This window comes from Pseudomonas sp. RW407 (genome assembly GCF_003176655.1).
GTDB lineage: Bacteria > Pseudomonadota > Gammaproteobacteria > Pseudomonadales > Pseudomonadaceae > Pseudomonas > Pseudomonas delhiensis.
Map to the genome: position 1 here is coordinate 415,345 of NZ_QGSL01000107.1, position 24,929 is coordinate 440,273.

General features: G+C 68.8%; 22 protein-coding genes. 10 read left to right on the forward strand and 12 right to left on the reverse strand.

The window, feature by feature from the left end; all coding sequences use genetic code 11:
- Nucleotides 1–41: 41 nt before the first annotated feature.
- Nucleotides 42–728 carry an aquaporin Z gene (gene aqpZ / locus DK254_RS25845; RefSeq protein ID WP_109936108.1) on the forward strand — a complete coding sequence of 229 codons (687 nt, stop codon included), beginning with the start codon at nucleotides 42–44 and terminating at the stop codon, nucleotides 726–728.
- A 314-nt stretch (nucleotides 729–1,042) separates the two neighbouring features.
- On the opposite strand, the gene DK254_RS25850 is transcribed toward aqpZ, so the two are convergent.
- The 4 genes from DK254_RS25850 to DK254_RS25865 all read right to left on the reverse strand — a co-directional run bounded on the left by DK254_RS25850 (nucleotide 1,043) and on the right by DK254_RS25865 (nucleotide 6,282).
- Nucleotides 1,043–3,601, reverse strand: a complete 2,559-nt coding sequence (locus tag DK254_RS25850; protein WP_109936109.1) for a TonB-dependent receptor — start codon at nucleotides 3,599–3,601, stop codon at nucleotides 1,043–1,045.
- A 110-nt stretch (nucleotides 3,602–3,711) separates the two neighbouring features.
- On the reverse strand, nucleotides 3,712–4,653 hold the full coding sequence (locus DK254_RS25855) for a FecR family protein (protein ID WP_109936110.1): 942 nt from the start codon (nucleotides 4,651–4,653) through the stop codon (nucleotides 3,712–3,714).
- Nucleotides 4,650–5,174 carry an RNA polymerase sigma factor gene (locus DK254_RS25860; protein WP_109936111.1) on the reverse strand — a complete coding sequence of 175 codons (525 nt, stop codon included), beginning with the start codon at nucleotides 5,172–5,174 and terminating at the stop codon, nucleotides 4,650–4,652. Before DK254_RS25860 ends, DK254_RS25855 begins: the two co-directional genes overlap by 4 nt.
- 145 nt (nucleotides 5,175–5,319) lie before the next feature.
- Entirely contained in the window at nucleotides 5,320–6,282 is a 963-nt protein-coding gene (locus DK254_RS25865) for a DMT family transporter (protein ID WP_109936112.1), read from the reverse strand.
- A 221-nt stretch (nucleotides 6,283–6,503) separates the two neighbouring features.
- On the opposite strand from DK254_RS25865, the gene DK254_RS25870 reads away from it, so the two are divergent.
- Nucleotides 6,504–7,463 (forward strand): threonine dehydratase, encoded by a 960-nt coding sequence (locus DK254_RS25870; protein WP_109936113.1) that lies wholly within the window; start codon nucleotides 6,504–6,506, stop codon nucleotides 7,461–7,463.
- On the opposite strand, the gene soxR is transcribed toward DK254_RS25870, so the two are convergent.
- Nucleotides 7,436–7,924 (reverse strand): redox-sensitive transcriptional activator SoxR, encoded by a 489-nt coding sequence (soxR, locus tag DK254_RS25875; RefSeq protein ID WP_109936114.1) that lies wholly within the window; start codon nucleotides 7,922–7,924, stop codon nucleotides 7,436–7,438. The two genes, DK254_RS25870 and soxR, sit on opposite strands and share 28 nt — an antisense overlap.
- Nucleotides 7,925–7,996: 72 nt before the next feature.
- On the opposite strand from soxR, the gene DK254_RS25880 reads away from it, so the two are divergent.
- A complete protein-coding gene (locus tag DK254_RS25880; RefSeq protein WP_109936115.1) occupies nucleotides 7,997–8,365 on the forward strand; it encodes an antibiotic biosynthesis monooxygenase in 369 nt (122 codons plus the stop codon).
- 571 nt (nucleotides 8,366–8,936) lie between these two features.
- Here the strand turns inward: DK254_RS25880 and DK254_RS25885 are convergent.
- The 3 genes from DK254_RS25885 to DK254_RS25895 all read right to left on the reverse strand — a co-directional run bounded on the left by DK254_RS25885 (nucleotide 8,937) and on the right by DK254_RS25895 (nucleotide 11,014).
- A complete protein-coding gene (locus DK254_RS25885) occupies nucleotides 8,937–9,368 on the reverse strand; it encodes an acetyltransferase (RefSeq protein ID WP_109936116.1) in 432 nt (143 codons plus the stop codon).
- Between the two features lie 141 nt (nucleotides 9,369–9,509).
- The gene (locus DK254_RS25890; RefSeq protein WP_109936117.1) at nucleotides 9,510–10,121 is read right to left on the reverse strand and encodes a tRNA-uridine aminocarboxypropyltransferase; all 612 of its coding nucleotides are present in this window, start codon (nucleotides 10,119–10,121) and stop codon (nucleotides 9,510–9,512) included.
- Nucleotides 10,118–11,014 (reverse strand): LysR family transcriptional regulator, encoded by an 897-nt coding sequence (locus tag DK254_RS25895; RefSeq protein WP_089393600.1) that lies wholly within the window; start codon nucleotides 11,012–11,014, stop codon nucleotides 10,118–10,120. Before DK254_RS25895 ends, DK254_RS25890 begins: the two co-directional genes overlap by 4 nt.
- Before the next feature lie 286 nt (nucleotides 11,015–11,300).
- Here DK254_RS25895 and speB point away from each other — a divergent pair, with 286 nt between their 5' ends.
- From speB to DK254_RS25925, 6 genes are all read left to right on the forward strand, one after another.
- Nucleotides 11,301–12,260, forward strand: a complete 960-nt coding sequence (gene speB, locus DK254_RS25900) for an agmatinase (protein WP_109936118.1) — start codon at nucleotides 11,301–11,303, stop codon at nucleotides 12,258–12,260.
- Nucleotides 12,261–12,270: 10 nt separating this feature from the next.
- Entirely contained in the window at nucleotides 12,271–12,675 is a 405-nt protein-coding gene (locus tag DK254_RS25905) for a nuclear transport factor 2 family protein (RefSeq protein WP_109936119.1), read from the forward strand.
- A gap of 25 nt (nucleotides 12,676–12,700) precedes the next feature.
- Nucleotides 12,701–14,215, forward strand: coding sequence for a cytosine permease (locus DK254_RS25910; RefSeq protein ID WP_109936120.1), 1,515 nt, complete (start codon nucleotides 12,701–12,703; stop codon nucleotides 14,213–14,215).
- A gap of 137 nt (nucleotides 14,216–14,352) precedes the next feature.
- The gene (locus DK254_RS25915) at nucleotides 14,353–15,732 is read left to right on the forward strand and encodes a sodium:solute symporter (RefSeq protein ID WP_109936121.1); all 1,380 of its coding nucleotides are present in this window, start codon (nucleotides 14,353–14,355) and stop codon (nucleotides 15,730–15,732) included.
- A gap of 93 nt (nucleotides 15,733–15,825) precedes the next feature.
- On the forward strand, nucleotides 15,826–17,427 hold the full coding sequence (locus DK254_RS25920; protein WP_109936122.1) for a 5-guanidino-2-oxopentanoate decarboxylase: 1,602 nt from the start codon (nucleotides 15,826–15,828) through the stop codon (nucleotides 17,425–17,427).
- 261 nt (nucleotides 17,428–17,688) lie between these two features.
- On the forward strand, nucleotides 17,689–18,414 hold the full coding sequence (locus DK254_RS25925) for an MBL fold metallo-hydrolase (RefSeq protein ID WP_109936123.1): 726 nt from the start codon (nucleotides 17,689–17,691) through the stop codon (nucleotides 18,412–18,414).
- Nucleotides 18,415–18,490: 76 nt separating this feature from the next.
- Here DK254_RS25925 and DK254_RS34925 read toward each other — a convergent pair whose 3' ends face one another.
- The 4 genes from DK254_RS34925 to DK254_RS25940 all read right to left on the reverse strand — a co-directional run bounded on the left by DK254_RS34925 (nucleotide 18,491) and on the right by DK254_RS25940 (nucleotide 22,076).
- A complete protein-coding gene (locus DK254_RS34925; RefSeq protein WP_256595960.1) occupies nucleotides 18,491–18,622 on the reverse strand; it encodes a PA1414 family protein in 132 nt (43 codons plus the stop codon).
- A 158-nt stretch (nucleotides 18,623–18,780) separates the two neighbouring features.
- On the reverse strand, nucleotides 18,781–19,710 hold the full coding sequence (locus DK254_RS25930) for a DMT family transporter (protein WP_177412129.1): 930 nt from the start codon (nucleotides 19,708–19,710) through the stop codon (nucleotides 18,781–18,783).
- A gap of 198 nt (nucleotides 19,711–19,908) precedes the next feature.
- On the reverse strand, nucleotides 19,909–21,009 hold the full coding sequence (locus DK254_RS25935; RefSeq protein ID WP_109936125.1) for an extracellular solute-binding protein: 1,101 nt from the start codon (nucleotides 21,007–21,009) through the stop codon (nucleotides 19,909–19,911).
- Nucleotides 21,010–21,035: 26 nt separating this feature from the next.
- On the reverse strand, nucleotides 21,036–22,076 hold the full coding sequence (locus DK254_RS25940) for a histone deacetylase family protein (protein ID WP_089393609.1): 1,041 nt from the start codon (nucleotides 22,074–22,076) through the stop codon (nucleotides 21,036–21,038).
- Between the two features lie 225 nt (nucleotides 22,077–22,301).
- Here DK254_RS25940 and DK254_RS25945 point away from each other — a divergent pair, with 225 nt between their 5' ends.
- On the forward strand, nucleotides 22,302–24,731 hold the full coding sequence (locus tag DK254_RS25945) for a DUF3772 domain-containing protein (RefSeq protein WP_109936126.1): 2,430 nt from the start codon (nucleotides 22,302–22,304) through the stop codon (nucleotides 24,729–24,731).
- Nucleotides 24,732–24,929: the final 198 nt, after the last annotated feature.

The following is a 24,929-nucleotide window of genomic DNA, read 5'->3' on the forward strand; positions in this document are numbered from 1 at the left end:
GCCGCCATTCCAGCGGCGCATTGCCTGTCTAGGGAGGAAACATGTTTCGCAAACTCGGTGCCGAACTGCTCGGAACCTTCTGGCTGGTCTTCGGCGGCTGCGGCAGCGCCGTGCTGGCCGCGCAATTCGGCAGCGTCGGCATCGGCCTGCTGGGGGTGTCGCTGGCCTTCGGCCTGACCGTGGTGACCATGGCCTACGCCGTGGGGCCGATCTCCGGCGGCCACTTCAACCCGGCGGTGAGCCTGGGGCTGTGCGTCGGCGGCCGCTTTCCCGCCCATCAACTGCTGCCCTACGTGCTGGCCCAGGTGGCCGGCGGCCTGCTGGCGGGCGCGGCGCTCTACTGCATCGCCAGCGGCGCCGCCGGCTTCGACCCGCTCAAGGGCTTCGCCGCCAACGGCTACGCCGAGCACTCGCCGGGCGGCTACAGCCTGCAGGCGGTGCTGCTGTGCGAGGTGCTGATGAGCGCGGTCTTCCTGTTCATCATCATGGGCGCCACCGACCGCGACGCCCCGGCCGGCTTCGCGCCGCTGGCCATCGGCCTGGCCCTGGCGCTGATCCACCTGGTCAGCATCCCGGTCAGCAACACCTCGGTGAACCCGGCGCGCAGCCTGGGCGTGGCCCCCTTCACCGATCCCTGGGCGCTGCAGCAACTGTGGGCGTTCTGGGTCGCGCCGCTGGCCGGCGGGGTGCTGGGCGCGCTGGCCTGGCGGCTGATCCGCGGGCGTTGAGCGCCCCTGGCGCGTGAATCGCGGACGGAGTCCGCTCCTACGGTTCCAGGGAAACACGGTCGTGGCGATGGGTATCGCTTAGCTCAACCCATCCTACGCCGCCCCCTTGCAACCCGTAGGGCGGATAACGCCTACGGCGTTATCCGCCGCCGCCGTCGGGCACCGGAGTTCCGACCGGCGGCGGATAACCGCGAACGGTTATTCGCCCTACGGTCGAGCATGGTCGTAGGAGGACCTTGTCCGCGATAGCCGGAGATTCCGGCGCGATTCGCGGATGAGATCCGCTCCTACGGGTTGACGCCGCGCGCCAGGTCTCAGAAATACTGGGTCACACTGAACTTCGCATTACGCCCCTGGCTGTACACGTTGTCCCCCGATAGCGCCGGGTGGTAGTCGCGGTTGAACAGGTTATCCACCGTGAGGTTCAGCTCGGTATTCTCCAGGCCCAGGCGGCGCGGCTTCCAGCTGGCGAAGACGCGCTGGGTGTCGTAGCTGTCGTTGACCGTCTGGTTCCAGTAGACGTCGCCGGCCAGGGTGCCCATGCCGCCGGAATACTTGTCGCTGGGCAGGCGGTCGGTCTGGCGGACGAACTCGCCCTGCCAGCCCATCTGCGCGTCCCAGTCGGGGAACTTCACGCCGAGGGTCGCCACCCATTTGGCCGGCGGCACGTCGCGGGCCCAGACGTTGGGCCCCCAGGGGTTGCTGTAGGCGCCGTCGTGCCTGCCTTCCACCCAGCTGTACGACAGCCCGGCGAACAGCCGCTCGCTGTCGTAGAAGCTCTCGATCTCGAAGCCCTTGTAGGTCGCCCCCGGCAGGTTGCGGTAGTTGCTCAGCGGCAGCATGCCGGCGCAACTGCCACCGATGCTGCCGTCGTCGATGGACTGCTGTTCGCAGGCCACGCTGCGGGTGCGGAAGATCTCGTCCTTGATCTTGTTCTGGAACAGCGTGGTGCGCACCTGCAGGTTGTCGCCGGCGACGAACAGGTCCGGCAGGTTGACGATGTTGCCCAGGCGCAGGGCGTGGATGCGCTCGGCGTCCAGGTCGCGGCTGGTGGCGCTGATGGTGCTGCTGTTCTGCACCTCGTACTGCTCGTCGATCACCGGCGCGCGCCAGGTGCGCGAGTAGTCGGCGAAGAAGGCCACGCGCTCGGTGGCGGTCCAGAACAGCGACAGGCGCGGCGACCAACCGCTGTAGGTCTGCGAGCTGTAGTCGTGGCCCTGGGCCGGGTTGTCGTAGAGCGGCGCGTCATTGGCCTTGCCGGCGTTGCGCACCTGGTCGAAGCGCAGCGACGGGGTGACGGTCACGCTGCCCCAGGTCAGCGCGTCCTGCACGTAGGCGCTGCGGGTGAGCTGCTTGCCGCTGGGCATGAAGGCCGGCTGGAAGCGGCCGTAGTTGTAGCGCGCGGTGTCGTAGGTGGAGCCGGGGATGTACATCTGCGTGTCGCGAGTGTGCTTGTGCAGTTGCGCGCCGACGGTGAAGGCGTGTTGCAGCGGCCCGGTGTCGAACAGGCTGGTGTTGCGCAGCTCCAGCACCTTGTCGCGGTAGTCGGTGTCCATCTTCTGCCCGCCGGTGGCGACCTGGAAGAAGGCATCGGGGTTGCGCTCGTCGGTCTGCTCGACGTGGGACTCGGAATACTGCAGCAGCAGGTCCACCAGCGGGTTGTCGATGGGGTGGTACTGGTACTTGCCGGACCAGGTGGTGTCGGTGGTGTCGCGGTGCGCCAGCAGGCGCTTGAGCGCAGCCTCGTAGCCGTACTTGTCGATGCTCGACTGGGTCGGCGGGGTCGGGTAGCTGGCCGAGGAGAACGGCGTCCAGCGCGTGCTTTGCGAGCGGCTGTAGGAGAAGCCCAGGTCGTTGTCCGGGTTGGGGTGCAGGTTCAGCTTGAACAGCCCGGCGTCCAGGTCCTGGGCGCTGTTGGGCAAGCGCTGCGGGTTGATCGGGTAGCGCCCCTCCGGGTCGGGAATGTGCCCGGCCAGCTTGATGTCGCGGCCGTCGCGCACGGTGTAGTAGGCCAGGGCGTCGACCTTGCGGTCCTCTGTGCGGCCGTAGACGGCGCCACTGTAGATCTTCTGCTGGTCGTTGGAGTGGTAGCCGTACTTGAGCATGGCGCCGACGTCCTTGCCGTCGCGCAGCAGCTCGCCGGCGTCCTTGGTCTCCATGTGCACGGTGCCGCCGAAGCCGCCGTTGCCGTTGAACACCGAGTGCGGGCCCTTCTCCACCTCGATGCGCTTGATCAGCTCCGGCTCGATGAACACGGTGCCCTGCTGGTAGCGCTCGAAGCCGCTCTTGGGCGCGCCGTCGAGGGTGAAGGGCACGTCCTCGGCGTCGCCCAGGCCCCAGATGTTGACGGTCTGCCCGCCGGGCTTGGGCGAGCCGCCCATGCTCACCCCGGGCAGGGTGTCGAGCAGGCTGGGGATGTTGTCGGCCTGGATGCGCTCGATGTCCTTGCGCGTCAGGGTCGAGCGCCCGACGCTGCTGGCATCCACCGACTGGCCGGTACCGACGATGGTCTGCGCGTCCAGTTGCAGGGCGTTGTCCTGGAAGGCGTCGACCTTGCCGCGGCGGCGCACCACGAAGCCCTGGCCGGCCTCCACCAGCTCCAGCGAGGTACCCTGCAGCAGGCGCTCCAGGGCTTCGCGCACGCCGTAGCGGCCCTGCACCGCCGGCGCCTGCAGGCCCTGCAGCTGGGCCTCGTCGAACAGCACCTGGACCTGCGCCTGCTCGGCCAACTGGCCCAGCGCCGCGCTCAGCGGCTGCGCCGGCAGCGCCAGTTGCAGGTCGGCACCGCGGCTGTATTCGGCCAGCAGCAGGCCGCCGAGCAGCGCCGCGCAGGCCAGCGGGCGGGAAAGCGGAAGGGTGAAGCGAGACAACATGGCGAGTCCTCCCCGGGGACGATAGGGCCGCACGATCGCGGCGAACGACGGGGAAGACGCGAAAATGCGAAGAACCCACACCTGCGAATGAAAATATTTCTTCTTTGCCGTCAGCGCGGCAGGACCAGGGCACTGCCATCGGCCTGCCGGCGCACGCGCACGTCCGCCAGCGCCGGCAAGGCGGCGAGGAAGTCGTCCAGGCGGGCGATGCGCACGCTGCCGGACAACCGCCGCTGGGCCAGGCGCGGGTCGCCCAGGCGGATAGGCGCGCCGCGGTAGCGCGAGAGTTCCTCCACCAGCTCGCCCAGCGGCCGCTCGCGGAAACGCAGCAGGCCGTCGCGCCAGTCGGCCACCCGGGCGGGGTCGATGCGGTCGAGCCGCAGCGCGCCGTCGGCGGCCACCTGAGCCAGGTCGCCGCGCACCAGGGGCTGTTCCCGCGCCTGGTCCAACCGCGGCTGCAGGGCCACCTTGCCGTCGTTGACCGCCACCTGCAGGCCGTCCTCCGCCAGGCGCAGGTCGAAGCGCGTGCCCACCACGCGCACGCGGCTGTCGCCGGCGCGCACGCGGAACGGCCGGGCGCTGTCATGGGCTACCTCGAAATAGGCTTCGCCGCGCAGCAGCCGTACCTCGCGGTAGGCGCCGCTGAAGTCCACCCGCACCGCGGAGTCGCCGGCCAGGAACAGCCGCGAGCCGTCGGCCAGGCGCAGCTCGCGCTGCTCGCCGGGGGCGCTGGCCTGGCTCAGTTGCGGGTCCACCAGCGGCCGCCCCCAGGGCATGGCGCCGAGCAGCACGGCAGCCAGCACCGCCGCGGCAGTCGCCAGGCCGCGCCAGTGCGGCATACGGCGAGCCGGCGCCAGGGCCGGGCGCGGCAGCAGGTCGAAGTCGTCCCACAGGCTTTCGATGGCGCGGTAGGCGCGCTCGTGCGCCGCGTCCTCGGCCAGCCACTGGCGCCAGGCCTGGCGCTCGCGCTCGTCGGCGCCGGCGCGCAGGCGGCTGAACCACTTGGCGGCCAGTTCGTCGATGATCCTCTGTCGCTCCTGCTGCGGGCTCATGCCTCGTCCTCTCCTTGCATCTGCCGCTTGCAATGCAGCAGGGCGGCGGCCACGTGCTTCTCCACCATGCTCAGGGATATCCCCATGCGCTGCGCCACCTCGGCCTGGGACAGGCCGTCGAACTTGTGCAGCACGAAGGCCTCGCGGCGGCGCGGCGGCAGGCTGTCCAGGGCCGTGGCCAGGTGGCGCAGGTAGCGCTGGCGCTCCAGTTGCAGCATGGGTTCGCGGCCCTCGCTGGCCGGCTCGGCGGTTTCCTGCGCCTGGCCGTCGGCGGCGGACGGGCGCCGGCCGTCCTGGCGGCGCCAGTGGTCGCGCAGCAGGTTACGGGCGATCTGGAAGAGGAAGGCGCGCGGTTGCCGCACCTGCTGGCGCGAGGCGGACTTCAGCCACTGGGCGAAAGTGTCCTGGGCCAGGTCCGCGGCATCGGCCGAACTGCCCAGGTTGCGGTGCAGAAAGCGCAGCAGCTCGCCATGGAAGGCCTGGTAGGCCTGCGCCACCGAGTGGCGGAAGCCTTCATCCACGGCCCCGCCCCCACTGCCTCGCGGCCCTGTCGGCCACCCTTCCCGCATTCACGATAACGTCCCCGCACCGGCTTCATCCGCGCCGGACCACTGCTGCAATTTCGCAAATGATAATGCATATCACTCGCAAAATTAAAGAGACGACTCAGGACGACAGCGCCGCCCTCGCCCGCCGCGCCCGGTAGCTGCGCAGCAGCGACGGCGCCAGCGCGGTCAGCGCCGAGCCCGAGACCACCAGCAGCGCCCCCAGGTAGGCCAGGCCGTTGAGGCTTTCCGGCTGCAGGTGCCCGGGCCACAGGCTGGCCGCCACGGCCACGCTGGCGATGGTCACCAGGGGCGTCAGCGCCAGGGTCGCGCTGACCCGCGAGGCTTCCCAGTGGGCCAGGGCCTCGGCGAAGGCGCCATAGGCCACCAGGGTGTTCAGGCAGCAGGCCAGCAGCAGCCAGGCCTGCACGCCGTTCAGCAGCAGCACCTGCTGCGGCTGCGCCCAGGGGCTGAGCAGCAGCGCACAGCCGAGGTAGATCACCATCATCACCTGCAGCGAGTTCCACTGCGTCAGCAGTTGCTTCTGCGCCAGGCCGTAGAAGGTCCAGACGAAAGCCGCGAACACCACCACCAGTACGCCCAGGGTGTAGTCGCCCAGCGAGCCGAACAGCTCCCCGAGGCGCTGGTTGAAGAACAGCGCGAAGCCGCCCAGCAGCACCAGCAGGCCCAGCCCCTGGCCGAGGCTGAAGCTTTCCTTGAAGACGAACAGGCTGCCGAGCAGCAGCAGGATGGGCGCGATCTGGATCACCAGCTGGGTAGTCCCCGGGGTGAGCAGGCGCAGGCCGACCAGGTAGAACACGTAGTTGCCGGTCAGCCCCAGCACCGCCAGCAGCACCAGGCCGCCGCCGCGCCGGCCCAGCGGGCGGAAGCGCGGCAGCTGCCCGCGCACGGCCAGCCAGACGAACAGCACGCCGCCGGCGGCCACCAGGCGGAACCAGGTGACGGTCACCGGATCCATCACCTTCAGAACTTCCTTCAGCTTGATCGGCAGGATGCCCCAGAGCACGGCGGTGACCAGGGAGAGGAACAGGCCGAATTGCCAGCGGCCGGAGGAAACGTGCATGGAGGACAGCCCTTCGCGTGTGCGGTCAGCCATGCTATGCCAGCGCCGGGGGCGCTCGACAGGAACAGTTCGGCGGCACAACTGTACCGGTCCGGCGGCACACTCGGACGCTCATGGTCGGAAGCCCCGCTACGGGCCGGCGAAAAATCCTCTTCCCAGCTGTACCTGTCGCATCTTCGGCACGCCGCCCTAGACTGGCTTCTTCCCATAGGAGAACCCCCATGCCGCTCAGCCTGCCCGCCCTCGAAGCCGCCGCCGCCATCGTCCACCGCAGCCTGCCGCCCACCCCGCAGATCCGCTGGCCCCTGCTGGTGGAAGCCCTGGGCTGCGAAGCCTGGGTGAAGCACGAGAACCATTCGCCGGTGGGCGCCTTCAAACTGCGCGGCGGGCTGGTCTACTTCCACCACCTGGCGGCCCAGGCCCCCTGCCCGGCCGGGGTGATCAGCGCCACCCGCGGCAACCACGGCCAGTCCATCGCCTTCGCCGCGGCGCGCCTGGGCATGCCGGCGACCATAGTCGTGCCCCACGGCAACAGCCGCGAGAAGAACGCCGCCATGCGCGCCCTGGGCGCCAACCTGATCGAGCACGGCGAGGACTTCCAGGCCGCCCGCGAATACGCCGGCGAACTGGCCGAGCGCGACGGCCTGCACCTGATCCCCTCGTTCCACCCCTGGCTGGTGGCCGGGGTGGCCAGCTACAGCCTGGAACTGCTGCGCGCCCTGCCCGGCCTGGACGTGTGCTACGTGCCGGTGGGCATGGGCTCGGGCATCTGCGGGATGATCGCCGCGCGCGACGCCCTGGGCCTGAAGACGCGCATCGTCGGCGTGGTCTCCAGCCATGCGCCGGCCTACGCGCTGTCCTTCGCCGCCGGCGAGCCGGTGTTCCACGCGACCAGCACGCAGTTGGCCGACGGCATGGCCTGCACCACGCCGGAGCCGAATGCGGTGGCGATGATCCGCGGCGGCGCCGACCATTTCGTCCAGGTCAGCGATGCGGAAGTCGGCGCTGCCATGCGCCTGCTGTTCACCGCCACCCACAACGTCGCCGAGGGCGCCGGCGCCGCTGCGCTGGCCGCGGCCCTGCAGGAGCGCGAGACGCTGCGCGGGCTGAAGGTGGGCCTGGTGCTCAGCGGCGGCAACGTCGACCGCGAGGTCTACGCCCGGGAACTGTCCGGCGGCTGAGCCGGCCCCTGCCAGTGCGCCCCCGGCCCTTCCTGCGCCAGCCTGTCGCCGGGGTTGCGCAGCGGGCAGCTCTCCAGCGACAGGCAACCGCAACCAATGCAGCCGTTGAGCTGGTCGCGCAGCAGCACCAGCTTGGCGATGCGTTCGTCCAGGTCGTCGCGCCAGCGCGCCGACAGCCGCGCCCAGTCGGCGGCCATGGGCGCGCGAGCGCTGGGCAGGCTGGCCAGGGCCTCGGCGATCTCGTTCAGCGGAATTCCGACGCGCTGCGCCACCTTGATCACCGCCACCCGGCGCAGCACGTCGCGCGGGTAGCGGCGCTGGTTGCCGGCGTTGCGGGTGCTATGGATCAGCCCCCTGGCCTCGTAGAAATGCAGCGCGGACACGGCCACGCCGGCGCGCCTGGCCAGCTCGCCGACGCTCAGCTCATGGGGTACGTGCGGGTTCGAAGGTTTTCTCGGCATGGCGGGCTTGACCTCAAGTTAAGTTGAGGTTTTACCCTCGCCTGCGTCTGCCTTCAAGCCCAGGAGCCATCCATGATCATTCCCAGCGCCTACTGCAGCACCGACGCCCAACACGCCGAGAGCCCGGCGCATTTCGCCCTGTTGATCGACATCGAGGTGGCGACGGCGCAGCAGGCCGACATCGCCGAGCGCCTGGGCCGCTACCTGGAACAGCTGCGCGAGCTGTTCCACCAGGCCCCGGGCTACCTGGGCGCGGAACTGCGCGCCAGCGACGATGGCCGCCACCTGCTCGGCTGCGTGCACTGGCGCAGCCGCGAGGACTGGGAAGCCGCCTGGGACTGCGGCGCCACCCGCAGCGAACTGTTCAGCGACAGCCTGCTGCGGCTGGGCGCCAGGAGCATCCACTTCGACAGCTTCCTGGTGGCGGAGCAGTTGGCCTGAGGGCGGGCCCTGCCCGCGATTCGCGCGCAGGGCGCGCTCCTACAAGGGGGTTGGGCGCCATCGCTTGCACAGCGGGGCTCTTCGTAGGATGGGTTGAGCCTTGGCGAAACCCATGCGGCCGTGACGATGGGTATCGCTTCGCTCCACCCATCCTACGAGGGTGCTTCCCATGGGCGCGCGCCTACAGGGGAACGGCATGGGTGGGACGGCGTAGGACCTTGTCCGCGCCAGGGCGTCCGGCGATCGCGGACAAGGTCCTACGACCGTACCTCCCTGAAGTTGTAGGAGCGAGCTTGCTCGCGAACCCAGGCTCCCGCGTTCGCAATAGCTCGTAGGGCGCATAACGCCTACGGCGTTATCCGCCATGATCGCGGACAGAGTCCGCTCCTACGCAGCCCGAGTCGTGCCATTCCCCTGTAGGAGCGCGCCCTGCGCGCGAAATCGCGGGCAGGGCCCGCTCCTACAAAGAGCACCCCGGCGCGGACTGCAAGACAGTTGCTCCTACGGTTCCAAGAGGCACGGGCGTAGGAGCGGACTCCGTCCGCGATCCGGCCGCCAGGCCGGTTCTTCCCTACAGGCTCATGTGCAGCAGCGGAAACGGCCGGCCCTGCCCGTCGGTCTCGGAGCGGCCGGTGTCGTGGAAGCCGTAGTGCCGGTAGAACCCCACCGCCTGCAGGTTCTGCTCGTTGACGTCGACAGTCAGCACACCGCGCGTCTCGCGCAGGAAGTCGAGCAGCGCGGTACCTATGCCCTGCCCGCGGCGCTCGGGGTCGATGAAGAGCATTTCCACATGGTTTTCATTGAGGCCGATGAAGCCCAGGGGCTGGTCGTCGCTGTCCACGGCAACCCACACCTCCACCGCCGGCAGGTAGAGGTCGCGCACCTGGGGCAGCAGTTCGGCGATGTCGCTCTCGCCGATGAAGTCGTGGGTGGCGCGCACTGCGCGCAGCCAGATGTCCAGCAGGGTCGGGTTGTCCGCGGCGAAGCGCTGGCGAATGAGCATGATTGCATCCTGTCTTGTAGGGCGCATAACGCCTGAGGCGTTATCCGCCGTTTGGCCTCGGTTCCCGGCGGCTCCGGGGCCGACCTTGGCGTTGGCTGTGGCCGCAGTGTGTCGGCGGATAACCGCAAACGGTTATGCGCCCTACGATTCATGCCGGGGCTTCAACTCGCGCTGGTGATTGCGCCTGAAAGTCTCCTCTCCCATCGCCGCGATCTGCCCGTCGATCAGCGCCTCGAACGGGCGCAGCAGCGCGTCGAAGGATTGCGGTGCATCCAGCGCGTTCAATGCATGTACCACCGCCTCGATGGTCGACAACGCGCCTTCGGCCGGCGCCTTGCGCAGGCGGTAGCGCGAGCTCAGGCCCTCGGGTAGGACCACCCGCGGCAGGGCCGCCAGGTGCGGGTTGAGGTGCAGCAGCTTGCGCGCCTTGCGCCAGGTGCCGTCGGGCACCACCAGCAGGCGCGGTCGGGTGGTCGGGCGGGCGGCCAGTTCGGCGAGGGGGATGGCGCTTTCGCCGGGGAACAGCAGCCAGGCGTCCTCGGCGGAGAGGTCGAGGTCACTGAAATCCTCACCCACCCGCAGTTCGGCATTGGCCAGGCCGAGGGCCGCCAGGCGCGCGGTGTTCAGGGCGTGGCCGACTTCGCTGGGGTGCTGCAGCAGGAGTATGCGGGTGCGGTTGTCCAGATGCGGGATCAGCGCGCACAGGCAATGGCCCTGCGGCCGCAGGCAGCGTTCGCAGCGGGCGCGGCTCATGGTTTGCCCGGCTGCGTGCGCAGCAGGTCGCGGAAGTTCTGGATCAGCGGCTCGCGGGAGCGGCCGCGGCGCAGGATCAGCGAGAACGGCGCCTGGTAGCCGAAGGTGGCCGGCAGCAGCGCGCGCAGCCTGCCCTGCTCCACCCAGGGGTGCGCGTAGTGTTCGGGCAGGTAGCCGATGTAGCCGCCGGAGAGGATCAGGATCAGTTGCGCCTCCATGCTCTCCACCGTCGCCGCACTGTGCTTGAAGCCGTGGCGCGCCAGTTCCGCCTGGCTCCAGTAGCCGCGGCCGACCATGCGTTGCTGGGTGATCAGCTCGGCGGGAATGCGCCGGCCGTCGAACAGCGGGTGGCGGTCGCTGCAGTACAGCCAGTGCTGCTCGCGGTACAGCGGCTGGTAGACCAGGCCGTTCATGCGGCTGAAGAAGGAGCCGATGGCGAGGTCCAGGCGGTTATCCAGCACCGCCAGTTGCAGTTCGTAGGGGCTCTGCACCTGCAGGTGCAGGTGCACCGCCGGGTGCAGGCCGCTGAAGGAGCCGATGACGTCGGCCAGCGGCAGCGCCGGGTCGCTCACGGTGGAGTCCAGCACGCCGAGGTTGAGGGTGCCGCGCAACTCGCCCTTGAGGGTGGCCGCATAGCGCTCGAAGCCTTCCAGTTCGCCGAGGATGCGCAGGGTTTCCTGGTGGAACAGCTCGCCCTTGCTGGTCAGGCCGAAGCCGCCGCGGCCGCGGTGGCAGAGCACGATGCCCAGCTGGTTCTCCAACTGGCTCATGTAGGTGCTGATGGCCGAGGTGGACAGGTTCAGCTCCTGCTGCGCCGAGGCGAAGCCCTGGTTGCGCACCACGCAGGCGAAAATCCGCAGAAGCTTGACGTCGGGCAGGGCGCTGGCGCTCATGAAGGGCTCCGGAATTCGGGGTGAAGAGGCTCCAGTTCAGCCGTCCGTGGACTGGCACCGGGCCAGACCGTTCGTCGTCGCCCGACCTGCAAGTCACATGCGGCGGGCCCGGCGCCGAGGGGGCTGCGACAGGGCAACGCAGTCTAGCCGCGGAAATAAGTTTAGAAAACTCTGAACTGATTATTTGTAGCCAGCGATTTTTCCAACTACCGGGCATGACCAGAATCCGGCCCCAGTATCAACAAGCCTGTTTCCACGAAAACAGCGAATCCCGTGAGGCCTACCCATGGACAAGAAACTCCACCAGCCCCTGGGCGGAAACGAAATGCCGCGCTTCGGCGGCATCGCCACCATGATGCGCCTGCCGCATATCCAGGCTCCGGAAGCGCTCAACGAGCTCGACGCCGCCTTCGTCGGCGTGCCCCTGGACATCGGCACCTCCCTGCGCTCCGGCACCCGTTTCGGGCCCCGCGAGATCCGCGCCGAATCGGTGATGATCCGCCCGTACAACATGGCCACTGGCGCTGCGCCCTTCGACTCGCTGAACATCGCCGACATCGGTGACGTGGCGATCAACACCTTCAACCTGCTGGAGGCGGTGCGCATCATCGAGGAGGCCTACGACAAGATCCTCGACCACGGCATCGTCCCGCTGACCCTTGGCGGCGACCACACCATCACCCTGCCGATCCTGCGCGCCATCCACAAGAAGCATGGCAAGGTCGGCCTGGTCCACATCGACGCCCACGCCGACGTCAACGACCACATGTTCGGCGAGAAGATCGCCCACGGCACCACCTTCCGCCGCGCCGTGGAAGAGGGCCTGCTGGACTGCGACCGCGTGGTGCAGATCGGCCTGCGCGCCCAGGGCTACACCGCCGAGGACTTCAACTGGAGCCGCAAGCAGGGCTTCCGCGTGGTGCAGGCCGAAGAGTGCTGGCACCAGTCGCTGGCCCCGCTGATGGCCGAGGTGCGCGAGAAGGTCGGCGGCGGCCCGGTGTACCTGTCCTTCGACATCGACGGCATCGACCCGGCCTGGGCGCCCGGTACCGGCACCCCGGAAATCGGCGGCCTGACCACCATCCAGGCGATGGAGATCGTGCGTGGCTGCCAGGGCCTGGACATCATCGGCTGCGACCTGGTCGAGGTCTCCCCGCCCTACGACACCACCGGCAACACCTCGTTGCTCGGCGCCAACCTGCTGTACGAAATGCTCTGCATCCTCCCGGGCGTACAGCGCCGCTGAGTGACCACAAATGCACAAAGACGCCTGCGTAGCACAGGTGCTGGAGGCTGCCCGCGCGCTCGTGGCAGCCTTCGCGCGCACCGACACCGAGGCCTACTTCGCGGCCTTCAGCGAAGACGCCAGCTTCATCTTCCACAACTGGCCGCAGCCGCTGCGCACCCGCGCGGCCTACCGCGAGGTGTGGGAGGGCTGGTTGCGTGACGACGGCTTCGAGGTCCTCGACTGCCAGTCCAGCAACACCTTTGTCAGCCTGCAGGGCGAGGACGTGGCGATCTTCAGCCACGACGTCGCCACGCGGCTGCGCATCCAGGGAACGGAGAGCCTGAACCACGAGCGGGAGACCATCGTCTTCCGCCGTGAACAACAACAAGGCCGCTGGCTGGCCGTCCACGAGCACCTGTCGCCGACGCCATGAGGCAGGACTTTCCCGGGAGGAAGTCATGGATAACAAGAACAACGCACACGCAATCACGACCATCGAGACCTTCGGCGTCGAACAGATTCCCGACGCCGAGCGCAACGCCACGCCCACCGACCTGTTCCGCATGATCTTCGGTGGCGCCAACACCTTCGCCACCGCCGTGCTCGGCAGCTTCCCGGTGCTCTTCGGGCTGTCGTTCCAGGCCGGCGCCTGGGCCATCGTCCTGGGCGTGCTGGTCGGCGCGCTGATCCTGGCGCCCATGGGCCTGTTCGGCCCGATCAACGGCACCAACAACGCGGTCTCCTCGGGTGCGCACTTCGGCGTGCACGGGCGGATCGTCGGTTCGTTCCTGTCGCTGCTCACCGCCATCGCCTTCTTCTCGCTGTCCGTATGGAGCTCGGGCGATGCCCTGGTCGGCGGCGCCAAGCGCCTGTTCGGCCTGCCGGAAACCGACCTGACCCTGGGCCTGGCCTACGGCCTGTTCGCGGTGCTGGTGCTGACCGTGTGCATCTATGGCTTCCGCTTCATGCTGCTGGTCAACAAGATCGCCGTGTGGGCCGCCAGCCTGCTGTTCCTGCTGGGCGTGTTCGCCTTCGCCGGCCCCTTCGACGCCGGCTACGCCGGCAGCGTGCAGCTGGGTAGCGAGGGCTTCTGGGCCGCCTTCATCGGCGCCACCCTGCTGGCCATGAGCAACCCGGTGTCCTTCGGCGCCTTCCTCGGCGACTGGGCCCGCTACATCCCGCGCCAGGCCTCCAAGCAGCGCATCATGCTGGCGGTGCTGCTGTCGCAGCTGGCCACGCTGATCCCGTTCTTCTTCGGCCTGGTCACCGCCACCATCGTGGCCGTCAAGGCGCCGGACTACATCGCCGCGAACAACTACGTCGGCGGCCTGCTGGCCATCTCGCCGAGCTGGTTCTTCCTGCCGGTGTGCCTGATCGCCACCATCGGCGGCATGTCCACCGGCACCACCTCGCTGTACGGCACCGGCCTGGACATGTCCAGCGTGTTCCCGCGGCTGCTCAACCGCGTGCAGGCCACCCTGTTCATCGGCCTGCTGTCCATCGCCTTCATCTTCATCGGCCGCTTCGCCGCCAACCTGGTGCAGAGCGTGTCCACCTTCGCCGTGCTGATCATCACCTGCACCAGCCCCTGGATGGTGATCATGATCCTCGGCCTGATCACCCGCCGCGGCTTCTACCACGCCGACGACCTGCAGGTGTTCACCCGCGGCCAGCAAGGCGGCGCCTACTGGTTCCACCATGGCTGGAACTGGCGCGGCATGGGCGCCTGGATCCCCAGCGCGATCCTCGGCCTGTGCTTCGTCAACCTGCCGGGCCAGTTCGTCGGCCCGCTGGGCGACCTGGCCGGCGGCATCGACATCAGCCTGCCGGTGACCCTGGGCCTGGCCGCCCTGCTCTACCTGACACTGCTGCGCACCTTCCCGGAATCCGCCGGGGTCTACGGCCCACAAGGCCCGCGCTGGGTCGGCAGCCACGACCGCCCGGTACTCGGCATCAACGAGCCGGCGGCCTGAACCCGCGCCCCCTGCCTGGGCGCAGCACCAAGCAAGTACCTGTAAGACGCCGACGGGCCGGTTGCCACCGGTCCGCAGGCCTACCGTCCGCCACCCGCGGCCGGCAACAATGACAATTCGAGTGTGAGGAGCCGATCATGGCCTTGGATATAATCGTCGTTCTGATCTATGCCGCCGGCATGCTGGTACTGGGCTGGTACGGCATGCGCCGGGCGAAGACCCACGAGGACTTTCTGGTAGCAGGACGCAACCTTGGCCCGTCGTTCTACATGGGCACCATGGCCGCCACCGTGCTCGGCGGCGCCTCCACCGTCGGCACCGTGCGCCTGGGCTACGTCCACGGCATCTCCGGCTTCTGGCTGTGCGCCGCGCTGGGCGCCGGCATCATCGCGCTGAACCTGTTCCTGGCCAAGCCGCTGCTGAAGCTGCGCATCTTCACCGTCACCCAGGTCCTGGAGCGCCGCTACAACCCCATGGCGCGCCAGGCCAGCGCGGTGATCATGTTCGCCTACGCGCTGATGATCGGCACCGTCTCCACCCTGGCCATCGGCACCGTGATGCAGGTGCTGTTCGGCCTGCCGTTCTGGGTCTCGGTGCTGCTCGGCGGTGGCGTGGTGGTGGTCTACTCGACCATCGGCGGCATGTGGTCGCTGACCCTCACCGACATCGTCCAGTTCATCATCAAGACCGTCGGCCTGATGTTCCTGCTGCTGCCGATCTGCCTGTACCGCGTCGGCGGCTGGGACGAGCTGGTGGCCAAGCTGCCGGCGAGCGCCTTCAGCTTCCACACCATCGGCTACGACACCATCATCACCTACTTCCTGATCTACTTCTTCGGCATCCTCATCGGCCAGGACATCTGGCAGCGCGTGTTCACCGCGCGCAGCGAGGGCGTGGCCAAGTACGCCGGCACCGTAGCCGGCGTGTACTGCGTGATCTACGGCCTGGTCGGCGCGCTGATCGGCATGTGCGCCAAGGTCCTGCTGCCCAACCTGGACAACGTCAACAATGCCTTCGCCGCCATCGTCCAGGCCTCGCTGCCGGACGGCATCCGCGGCCTGGTGATCGCCGCCGCCCTGGCCGCGATGATGTCCACCGCCAGCGCCGGCCTGCTCGCCGCCTCCACCACCCTGACCGAGGACCTGCTGCCGAAACTGCGTGGCGGCAAGACCTCGAGCCTTGGCATCAACCGCCTGTTCACCGCCCTCACCGGCCTGGTGGTACTGGCCATCGCCCTGGTGGTGAACGACGTGATCAGCGCCCTGACCCTGGCCTACAACCTGCTGGTGGGCGGCATGCTGATCCCGCTGATCGGCGCCATCTACTGGAAGCGCGCCACCACCGCCGGCGCCATCAGCAGCATGAGCCTGGGCTTCGTCACCGCCCTGGTGTTCATGCTCAAGGATGGCTTCGACGCCAACACCCCGATCTACTACAGCCTGGCCGTCGGCCTGGTGAGCTTCGTCGTGGTCAGCCTGCTGTCGCGCCGCCCGGCGGCGGCCGCCAGCGTCGCCTGACGCGCACGGTGCGATGAACAAGGGCGCGGCGAGTCGATCTCCGCGCCCTCTTCGTTTTCCCCACTTCCTCACCCACGAACAAAAGGAACTGCCATGACCACCTGCGGCGAATTCCTCGTCAAGCAACTCGAAGCCTGGGGCGTGGATACCGTCTTCGGCATCCCCGGCGTGCACACCGTCGAGCTGTACCGCGGCCTGCCGGGCAGCGCCATCCGCCACGTCACCCCGCGCCACGAGCAGGGCGCCGGCTTCATGGCCGACGGCTACGCCCGCGTCACCGGCAAGCCGGGCGTGTGCTTCATCATCACCGGCCCGGGCATGACCAACATCCTCACCGCCATGGGCCAGGCCTACGCCGACTCCATCCCCATGCTGGTGATTTCCAGCGTCAACGAGCGCTCGCGCCTGGCCCACGGCAACGGCTACCTGCACGAGCTGCCCAACCAGCGCGCCATGACCGCCGGGGTGAGCGCCTTCAGCCACACCCTGATGAGCGTCGAGGAACTGCCGGCGGTGCTGGCCCGCGCCTTCGCCGTGTTCGACAGCGAACGCCCGCGCCCGGTGCACATCGAGCTGCCGCTGGACATCATCACCGCCCCGGCCGACCACATGCAGGTGCGCCCGCGCGTGCAACTGGCCCGCCCGGCCCCGGCGCGCTCGCCGCTGCACGAGGCGGCGGCCAAGCTGGCCAAGGCGCAGAAGCCGCTGCTGTTGCTCGGCGGCGGCTGCGTCGAGGCCCAGGCCGAAGCCCGCGCCCTGGCCACCGCGCTGGACGCCCCCACCGCGCTGACCATCAACGCCAAGGGCCTGCTGCAGCCGGAACACCCGCTGCTGATCGGCAGCAACCAGTCGCTGGTCCCGGTGCGTGAACTCGCGCAAGAGGCCGACGTGGTCCTGGCCATCGGCACCGAGCTGGGCGAGACCGACTACGACGTGGTATTCGACGGCAACTTCCGCATCGGCGGCGAGCTGATCCGCATCGACATCGACCCGCAGCAGCTGATGCGCAACTACACGCCGAGCGTGGCCATCCACGCCGACGCCCGCACCGCCATGCGCGCCCTGCTGGAGCTGCTGCCGGCCCGCGAGGCCAGCCCGGACAGCCCCGGCGCCCAGCGCGCGGCCAAGGTACGCGCGCAACTGGCCGAGGACTTCGGCGGCTGGGCGCACTACCGCACGCTGTTCGGCAAGATCCTCGAAGTGCTGCCGGACGCCCGCTTCGTCGGCGACTCCACGCAAACCGTGTACAGCGGCAACCACCTGGTGGAACTGGACGGCGGCCGCCGCTGGTTCAACGCCTCCACCGGCTACGGCACCCTCGGCTACGGCCTGCCGGCGGCCATCGGCGCCAAACTGGGCGACCCGAGCCGCCCGGTGATCAGCCTGATGGGCGACGGCGGCCTGCAGTTCACCCTGACCGAACTGGCCAGCGCCGTGGAAGCCAAGGTGGGCATAGTGGTGCTGCTGTGGAACAACCACGGCTACGGCGAGATCAAGCGCTACATGGAACGCCGCGACATCACCCCGCTGGGTGTGGATATCTACACCCCGGACTTCCTCGCCATCGCCCGTGGCTTCGGCTGCGAAGCCGAACGCGCCCGCGACCACGGGCACCTGCAGGAACTGCTGCGCAATGCCCCGAGCGACCGCCCGCTGATCGTGGAAGTGATGGAAGCCGCGCCTTTCGCGCCCTGACCCGTAGGGCGCATAACGCCTACGGCGTTATCCGCCATGATCGCGGACAGAGTCCGCGACTGGATGCACCGGGCACGCCGGACACCCCGGTAGCACGGCCAGCGGCGGATAACCGCGAACGGTTATTCGCCCTACATCAGCGCCGCAGCTATGCCACCCTGTAGGAGCGGACCTTGTCCGCGAATCGCGCCGTGACACCCGGCTATCGCGGACAAGGTCCGCTCCTACGCCAAGATCAACGCCCCGGAACAGGCCCCGCCCATGAAAATCGTCACCCGCGACCGCTGGTTCGAAGTCCGCCACTGCTACGACGGCGTCAGCCTCATTCACGAGCCCTGGGTGCGCCCCTTCTACCGCTGCAACATGTGGCACATCCAGGGCCGCGAGCGCGACCTGCTGGTGGACAGCGGTTCCGGCCTGGTCAGCCTGCGCGAGCAGTTGCCCTGGCTCACCGAGCGGCCGCTGCTGGCGGTGGCCAGCCACACCCACTTCGACCACATCGCCGGCCACCACGAGTTCGCCGAGCGCCTGTGCCACCCGGCCGAGGCCGACATCCTCGCCAGCCCCGACGGCGAGCGCACCCTGGCCACGGCCTTCGTCGGCGACGAGATGTTCGAGGCCCACCCGGACTGCCCGCTGTGCTACGCCGAGTACCGGGTGAAGGCGGCGCCGGCCACGCGCACCATCGACGAGGGCGACGTGCTGGACCTGGGCGACCGCGTGCTGGAAGTGCTGCACACCCCCGGCCATTCGCCGGGCGGCATCAGCCTGTGGGAAGCCGGCACGCAGACGCTGTTCTCCGGCGACATCGTCTACGACGGCCCGCTGATCGAGGATGCCTACCACTCCAACCTGGACGACTACGCCCGCAGCCTGGAGCGCCTGCGCCAGTTGCCGGTGCGCACCGTGCACGGCGGGCATTTCCCGAGCTTCTCCGGGGAACGCCTGCGCGTGATCATCGACGAATGGTTCGCGGCCCACGGCTGAAACGCCGGGTACGGAATGCAATCTGCCCGCACGAGGCGGGCAGAGGCTGTGTCGCAACAGGAGCTTTCAGGAGCACTCAGCGCCGGCGTTGCTCCGTGTAACGCCTTTGCTCGTCGCTGGGAATGGGAATGGGTTGCAGGCGCGGAGGCTCGATGAGGCCGAGCGTTACACCCAGTTTCCATGCCAGGGTTTGCAGCCAGAATTTCATGGGATGCCTCCTTTGCGGTGGAAGAGGTCGGGCGGCCCACTGACCCGGGCCGCCCTCAGAGTAGAGTAGCCCGGCGTCCCACTCTCCGCCCGTGCCACTCACTCCTTGCAACAAAGACTACGCGTCGGCCGGCCTCCGGCCGCTGACCTGGATCAAGATCAGGCACGCTTGCCGCGCAATGTCCGACGGATCCACGCCTCGCCGCTGACCAGGGAAATCCCCGCCAGCACCAGCACCGCGCCGGCGACGAAGTTCCAGGCCAGCGGCTCGTGCAGCAGCAGCACGCCGAAGGCGATGCCGAACACCGGCGTCATGAAGGAGAACACCGCCAGGTTCGAGGCCAGGTAGCGGCGCAGCAGCCAGAACCAGGTGAAATAGCTGAAGAAGGACACCACCACGCCCTGGAACAGCACGCTGCCCACGCCCACCGCGGTGAAGCGCACGTTGCCGAACTCGCCCAGGGCCAGGGCGAGGAACGGCAGCAGCAGCGCGGCGGCGAACAACTGGTAGAACAGCGTCAGGCTGGCCGGCGCCTCCGACAGGCGGGTGGTACGCACCACCACCGTGGTGGCGCCCCACGCCGCCCCGGCCAGCACGCCGAAGAAGTCGCCCAGCAGCATGCGCGCGTCCATGTGCTGCAGGTCGAAGCCGCCGCCGAAGCACAGGGCGATGCCGCCGAAGCACACCGCGATGCCCAGCCACTGCAGCGGCCGCAGGCGCTCGCTGGGCAGCAGGAAGTGCAGGCCCAGGGCGGAGAAGATCGGCGCCGTGTAGATGAACACCGCCATGTGCGAGGCGCTGGTGTACACCAGCCCCTGGGCGATGAACAGGAACTCCACGGCGAACAGCAGCCCGGCCAGCGCGCCGCCGGCCAGGGTGCCCTGGCCCATGGCCCTCCAGTCGCCGCGCCAGAGCACCAACGCGCCCACCAGCAGCGCGGCCACCAGGTTGCGGCCGAAGGCCTGCATGATGGGGGCGATGTCGCCGGCGGCGAACTTCACCGCCACCTGCTGCATGCCCCAGATCAGGCACAGCCCCAGCATCACCTGCAGGGCGAAGGCATCGGCGCCCTTGCGCGTCGGCGGCATCATGCGCACCTCCGCTGTCGGGACGAAGGAAGGGTGCAACGGCGATCAGGCAGTTTCATGGCAGGCTCGGCAATGGCGAAACGGGTACCGACTCGCAAGGAAAACGGCGGTACTCAAAAGTAGTACCGCCGATTATTCCAGCCAAGCGACGAACGGTACCAGCACAAATCCGACACCGCCGGCCGTCACAGCGTCAACTCACTGCCCGGTCTTGACCTTGCTCCAGGTACGGGTGCGGATGCGCTCCAGCTTGGGCGGCAGCATCTCCACCGAGTACAACCTGGCCTGCACCTCGGCCGGCGGGTAGACGTTGGGGTTGTCGCGCAGGTCGGCGGAGATCAGCTTGTCCGCCGCCTGGTTGGGGTTGGCGTAGGCCACGTAGTCGGAGATCGGCGCCACCACCTCCGGGCGCAGCAGGTAGTTGAGGAAGGCGTGGGCCTGCTCGACGTTCTGCGCGTCCTTCGGAATGGCCAGCACGTCGAACCAGGCCGCGGTGCCCTCCCTGGGAATGCGGTATTCGATGTGGATGCCGTTCTTCGCCTCCCTGGCGCGGTTGGCCGCCTGCATGGCGCCGCCGGACCAGGCCATGGCCACGCAGACGTCGCCGTTGGCCAGGTCAGTGACGAACTTCGAGGAGCTGAAGTAGGTGATGTACGGGCGCAGGCTGCTCAGCAACGCCTCGGCCTTGGCGTAGTCCGCCGGGTCGTGGCTGTTCGGCGACAGCCCCAGGTAGTGCAGGGCCTCGGGGATCACCTCGGTGGGCGAGTCGAGGAAGGCCACGCCGCACTGCTTGAGCTTGGCGAGGTTCTCCGGCTTGAAGATCAGGTCCCAGGAATCCACCGGCGCGTTGTCGCCGAGCACCGCCTTCACCTTGTCGACGTTGTAGGCGATGCCGTTGGTGCCCCACATGTAGGGCATGGCGTACTGGTTGCCCGGGTCCTTGCTCTCCAGCACCTTGAGCAGCGCCGGGTTGAGGTTCTTCCAGTTCGGCAGCTTGCTCTTGTCCAGCGGCTGGAACACGCCGGCCTTGAGGTAGTTGGGCAGGAAGCTGTCGCTGGGCACCACCAGGTCGTAGCCCGAATGCCCGGAGAGCAGCTTGGCCTCCAGCACCTCGTTGCTGTCGTAGACGTCGTACTTGGGCGCGATGCCCGTGTCCTTCTGGAAGCCCTTGAGGGTGTCCGGGCCGATGTAGTCGAACCAGTTGTAGATGCGCACCGCCGGCTCGGCGCTGGCCACGCCGGCGGCAGCCAGCAATGCCACGCCGAGCAGGCCGCGGATGATCTTCTTGTTCTGGCGCATGACTCGCTCCTCGAAATGGCGCGCCCTCAGCGGGCGGCTCCTTCGTAACCCTGCAGGACATTGACCGCGTTCACCCCGATGGCTTCCACCGCGTAGCCGCCTTCCATGATGAACAGCGTCGGCAGGCCCAGGGCGGCGATGCGTTCGCCCATGCGCAGGTAGTCCGGGGAGTCCAGCTTGAACTGGGAGATCGGGTCGTCCTTGTAGGTGTCCACGCCGAGGGATACCACCACCGCGTCCGGCGCGTAGGCGGCGATCTTGCGGCAGGCATCCTCCAGGGCGGCGGACCAGCCGTCCCAGCCGGTGCCGTGGGCCAGCGGGTAGTTGTGGTTGAAGCCCTCGCCCGCCCCTTCGCCGCGCTCGTCGGCGTGGCCGAGGAAGTACGGGTACTCCACCAGCGGGTCGCCGTGGATGGAGGCGAAGAGCACGTCGCCGCGATCGTAGAACAGCTCCTGGGTGCCGTTGCCGTGGTGGTAGTCGACGTCGAGGATGGCCACGCGCCTGGCGCCCTGGTCGAGGAAGGCCTGGGCGACGACGGAGGCGTTGTTGATGAAGCAGTAGCCGCCCATGAAATCGCTGCCGGCGTGGTGGCCCGGCGGGCGGCACAGGCCGAAGGCGGTACGCGCGCCCTGGCGCATGTGGTCCTGGGCGGTCAGCGCGACCTGCGCCGAACTGTAGATGGCCTGCCAGGTGCCGGCGGTGATCGGCGCCTCGGTGTCGAAGCTGTAGTGGCCCAACTCGCCCATCAGCGCGGTGGGGATGGGCCCGTCGCGGCGCAGGCGGCGGCCCGGGAAGGTGGTGGAGACCAGGTCGCCGGTGTGGCCCTCGGCGGCCCAGCGGGCCCAGGCGCCCTTGAGGAAGGCGACGTACTTCGGATCGTGCACGCGGTGGATCGCATCCAGGCCGAAATCCTTCGGCGCGATGATCTCGCCGAGGTTCTGCGACTGCACCCGGGCCAGCACGGTGTCGGCGCGGCTGGGCATTTCGAAGCAGGGCTGGAGCTTGCCATCGACCAGTTCGGACTGGCCGAAATGCAGGCGATGATCGTCGCTGTAGACGGTCAACATGAATAAAACCTCTCGGCTTTGTTGTTCTTGGTGGGGGGATTCTGCCCATTCGGGCGGCCTCGGCTGAACGGTGGCAGCGGCCAAAAGGGGATAGATATGGCCAACATTTATGGCCCTTTACCACAGCGCCCCTTACCATTTCCCATCGGCTCGCTATGCTCTGGAGAATGGCTGCCGGCCTTGTCGGCCGGCCGGCGTGCACCTGTTGAACGTAAGGAAGGAAAGATGTCGGGGGACCGCAAGATCCTACTCCGTTGCCTGTTGATCCTCAGCCTGTTCTGCGCCGGCTGGGCCCTGGCCGCGCCCGCCCCGCAGGTGCCGGCCGAACTGCCGGTGCTGGCCGAGGACGCCGGCCTGCCGGCCCTGGCCGAACGCCTGGAAAGCATCCGCCAGGGCGTCTCCGACCAGGTCGGCGACGATGACCTGGCACGCCTGCGCCTGGCCACCCTGGACGTGCAGAAGCTGGCCGGCCAGCACGGCGAAGAACTGCAGGCGCGCCTGGACCGCCTGTCCGACCAGCTCAACGTGCTCGGCCCGCCGGCCGAGGGCGAGGCCGCCGCGCTGGCGGTGCAGCGCGTCGAGCTGAGCCGGCAGAAGGCCGAGTTGCAGGCCCAGGCCACCCAGGCGGCGGACATCCTGCGCTCGGCCCAGGACCTGGCGGCGCAGATCGTCAACCTGCGCCGCAGCCTGTTCAACTCGCAGATCGCCATGCGCTCGCCGCCGCCCTTCAGCCCGACCTTCTGGTCCACCCTGACGCGCCCCACCGACGACGACCTGGCGCGCCTGCGCAACCTGGGCGACCGGCTCAGCGCCAGCCTGGCCGCCACCTGGCACGACGCGCGCCTGGCGCTGCTGGTCTGCCTGGTCGCCGCCGTGCTGCTGTGGACGCCGGGCCGGCGGCTGCTGGAAAGGTTCGCCGGCTACCTGGTCAGCCGCTTCATCCCCGAGGGCCGCCTGCGCCGCAGCAGCCTGGCCCTGGCCACGACCCTGGCCAGCGTGGTCGCCCTCGGCGGCGGCGCCGCGCTGGCCCGCCAGGGCCTGGGCGGGAACGGCAGCCTCGACAACGGCCTGGCTGCGCTGGCCGACCAGATGGTCACCCTGGCGGTGTTCAGCGCCTTCATCACCGGCCTCGGCCGCGCCCTGCTGATGGTCGATCGGCCGTCCTGGCGCCTGCTGCCGATCCCCGACCACGCCGCCCAGGCGGTGGCGCACTTCCCCGGCCTGCTGGCCATCGTGGTCATGCTGCTCGGCGCCCAGGACCGCATCAACAGCAACATCGGCGCCAGCCTGGCGCTGACCGTGGCGGTCAATGGGCTCACCGCGCTGCTGATCGCCGTGCTCTTCGGCATCGCCCTGCTGCGCCTGCGCCGCAGCGGCGAGGAGGACGAGGAACACCCGCGCCCGGCACTGGCCGGGGTGATCCACTTCGCCGCCCTGCTGGTGGTGGCGCTGATCGTCCTGGCGCTGCTCAGCGGCTACCTGTCGCTGGCCTTCTTCCTCGCCACCAAGCTGCTGTGGGTCAGCGCCGTGGCGGTGATCGGCTACCTGCTCACGGCCTTCTTCGGCGACCTCTGCGACACCCTGCTGTCGCCCCGCCAGGCCGCCGGCAAGACCCTCGCCCGCGCCCTGGGCCTTGCGCCGCAGCACCAGGCCCAGGCCGCCACCCTGCTGGCCGGGGTGGGCCGCACCCTGCTGGTGCTGATGACGCTGATGGTGGTGCTCTCGCCCACCGCCAGCAGCCCCGACGAACTGCTCGCCGGCGTCGAGCGCCTGGCCCAGGGCGGCCAGGCCCTGGGCAACCTCAACATCGTCCCGCAGGACATCCTGCTGGCCCTGCTCACCCTGCTCGGCGGGCTGTTCGCCCTGCGCCTGCTCAAGCGCTGGCTGGCCGAGGAACTGCTGCCGGAAACCAGCATGGACGCCGGCATGCGCGCCTCCCTGGTGACACTGGTGGGCTACCTCGGCTTCGTCCTGCTCGGACTGCTGACGCTGTCGGCGCTGCGCATCAACCTGACCAGCCTGACCTGGGTGGTCAGCGCCCTGTCGGTGGGCATCGGCTTCGGCCTGCAGGCCATCGTGCAGAACTTCATCAGCGGCCTGATCCTGCTCACCGAGCGCCCGGTGAAGGTCGGCGACTGGGTCAGCCTGAGCGGCGTGGAGGGCGACATCCGCCGGATCAATGTGCGCGCCACGGAAATCCAGCAGGCGGACAATTCCACGGTGATAGTGCCCAACTCCCAGATGATTACCCAGAACGTGCGCAACGTGACCATGGGCGGCGCCCTGGGCAGCGTCGGCATCAGCCTGACGCTGCCGCTGGACACCGACGTGCACAAGGTCCGTGAACTGATGCTGGCGGCCTACGCCGAGCACCCGGCGATCCTCGAGACGCCCAGGCCCTCGGTGAGCTTCACCCAGCTCACCGACCAGGGCCTGACCCTGGCCGCCAGCGGCAGCGTCAGCAGCCCCCGCGGGGTTTCCAGCGCCCGGAGCGATCTGCTGTTCACCATCTTCGGCAGGTTGCGCGAGGAAGGCATCAGCCTGGTGGCGCCAAGGAGCTTGCGGTTGGTGGGGGGTGATGGGCGGTTGGTGGAGGATTCTGCTTCGGGTGAAAAGCCAAAGCCTGAGAGCCCCTCTCCCCAGCCCTCTGACTAGGCGTCCCCCCATGAAGGGTGAGGGAGCTTGTCCGTGCCGGCGGCGAGGACAGAGTCATCCTGCAACTCTGCTGTTTCAGGCGTGCATCGAGGTACCGCTTCACTCCGAACGGTCCCCTCTCCCTTCAGGGAGAGGGTTAGGGAGAGGGAGCGGAGTCAAACGACGCAGCGGAATCTCCAGCGAACATCCGTTCGCGAG

Coding starts and splice junctions, on each gene's coding strand:
- DK254_RS25910 (WP_109936120.1), top strand. CDS start 12,701: ATGGATAACAAGAACAACGCACACGCAATCACGACCATCGAGACCTTC.
- soxR (WP_109936114.1), bottom strand. CDS start 7,924: ATGCCGAGAAAACCTTCGAACCCGCACGTACCCCATGAGCTGAGCGTC.
- speB (WP_109936118.1), top strand. CDS start 11,301: ATGGACAAGAAACTCCACCAGCCCCTGGGCGGAAACGAAATGCCGCGC.
- DK254_RS25855 (WP_109936110.1), bottom strand. CDS start 4,653: ATGAGCCCGCAGCAGGAGCGACAGAGGATCATCGACGAACTGGCCGCC.
- DK254_RS25940 (WP_089393609.1), bottom strand. CDS start 22,076: ATGTTGACCGTCTACAGCGACGATCATCGCCTGCATTTCGGCCAGTCC.
- DK254_RS25920 (WP_109936122.1), top strand. CDS start 15,826: ATGACCACCTGCGGCGAATTCCTCGTCAAGCAACTCGAAGCCTGGGGC.
- DK254_RS25890 (WP_109936117.1), bottom strand. CDS start 10,121: ATGAGCCGCGCCCGCTGCGAACGCTGCCTGCGGCCGCAGGGCCATTGC.
- aqpZ (WP_109936108.1), top strand. CDS start 42: ATGTTTCGCAAACTCGGTGCCGAACTGCTCGGAACCTTCTGGCTGGTC.
- DK254_RS25915 (WP_109936121.1), top strand. CDS start 14,353: ATGGCCTTGGATATAATCGTCGTTCTGATCTATGCCGCCGGCATGCTG.
- DK254_RS34925 (WP_256595960.1), bottom strand. CDS start 18,622: ATGAAATTCTGGCTGCAAACCCTGGCATGGAAACTGGGTGTAACGCTC.
- DK254_RS25945 (WP_109936126.1), top strand. CDS start 22,302: ATGTCGGGGGACCGCAAGATCCTACTCCGTTGCCTGTTGATCCTCAGC.
- DK254_RS25880 (WP_109936115.1), top strand. CDS start 7,997: ATGATCATTCCCAGCGCCTACTGCAGCACCGACGCCCAACACGCCGAG.
- DK254_RS25925 (WP_109936123.1), top strand. CDS start 17,689: ATGAAAATCGTCACCCGCGACCGCTGGTTCGAAGTCCGCCACTGCTAC.
- DK254_RS25930 (WP_177412129.1), bottom strand. CDS start 19,710: ATGCCGCCGACGCGCAAGGGCGCCGATGCCTTCGCCCTGCAGGTGATG.
- DK254_RS25885 (WP_109936116.1), bottom strand. CDS start 9,368: ATGCTCATTCGCCAGCGCTTCGCCGCGGACAACCCGACCCTGCTGGAC.
- DK254_RS25850 (WP_109936109.1), bottom strand. CDS start 3,601: ATGTTGTCTCGCTTCACCCTTCCGCTTTCCCGCCCGCTGGCCTGCGCG.
- DK254_RS25935 (WP_109936125.1), bottom strand. CDS start 21,009: ATGCGCCAGAACAAGAAGATCATCCGCGGCCTGCTCGGCGTGGCATTG.
- DK254_RS25895 (WP_089393600.1), bottom strand. CDS start 11,014: ATGAGCGCCAGCGCCCTGCCCGACGTCAAGCTTCTGCGGATTTTCGCC.
- DK254_RS25865 (WP_109936112.1), bottom strand. CDS start 6,282: ATGCACGTTTCCTCCGGCCGCTGGCAATTCGGCCTGTTCCTCTCCCTG.
- DK254_RS25905 (WP_109936119.1), top strand. CDS start 12,271: ATGCACAAAGACGCCTGCGTAGCACAGGTGCTGGAGGCTGCCCGCGCG.
- DK254_RS25870 (WP_109936113.1), top strand. CDS start 6,504: ATGCCGCTCAGCCTGCCCGCCCTCGAAGCCGCCGCCGCCATCGTCCAC.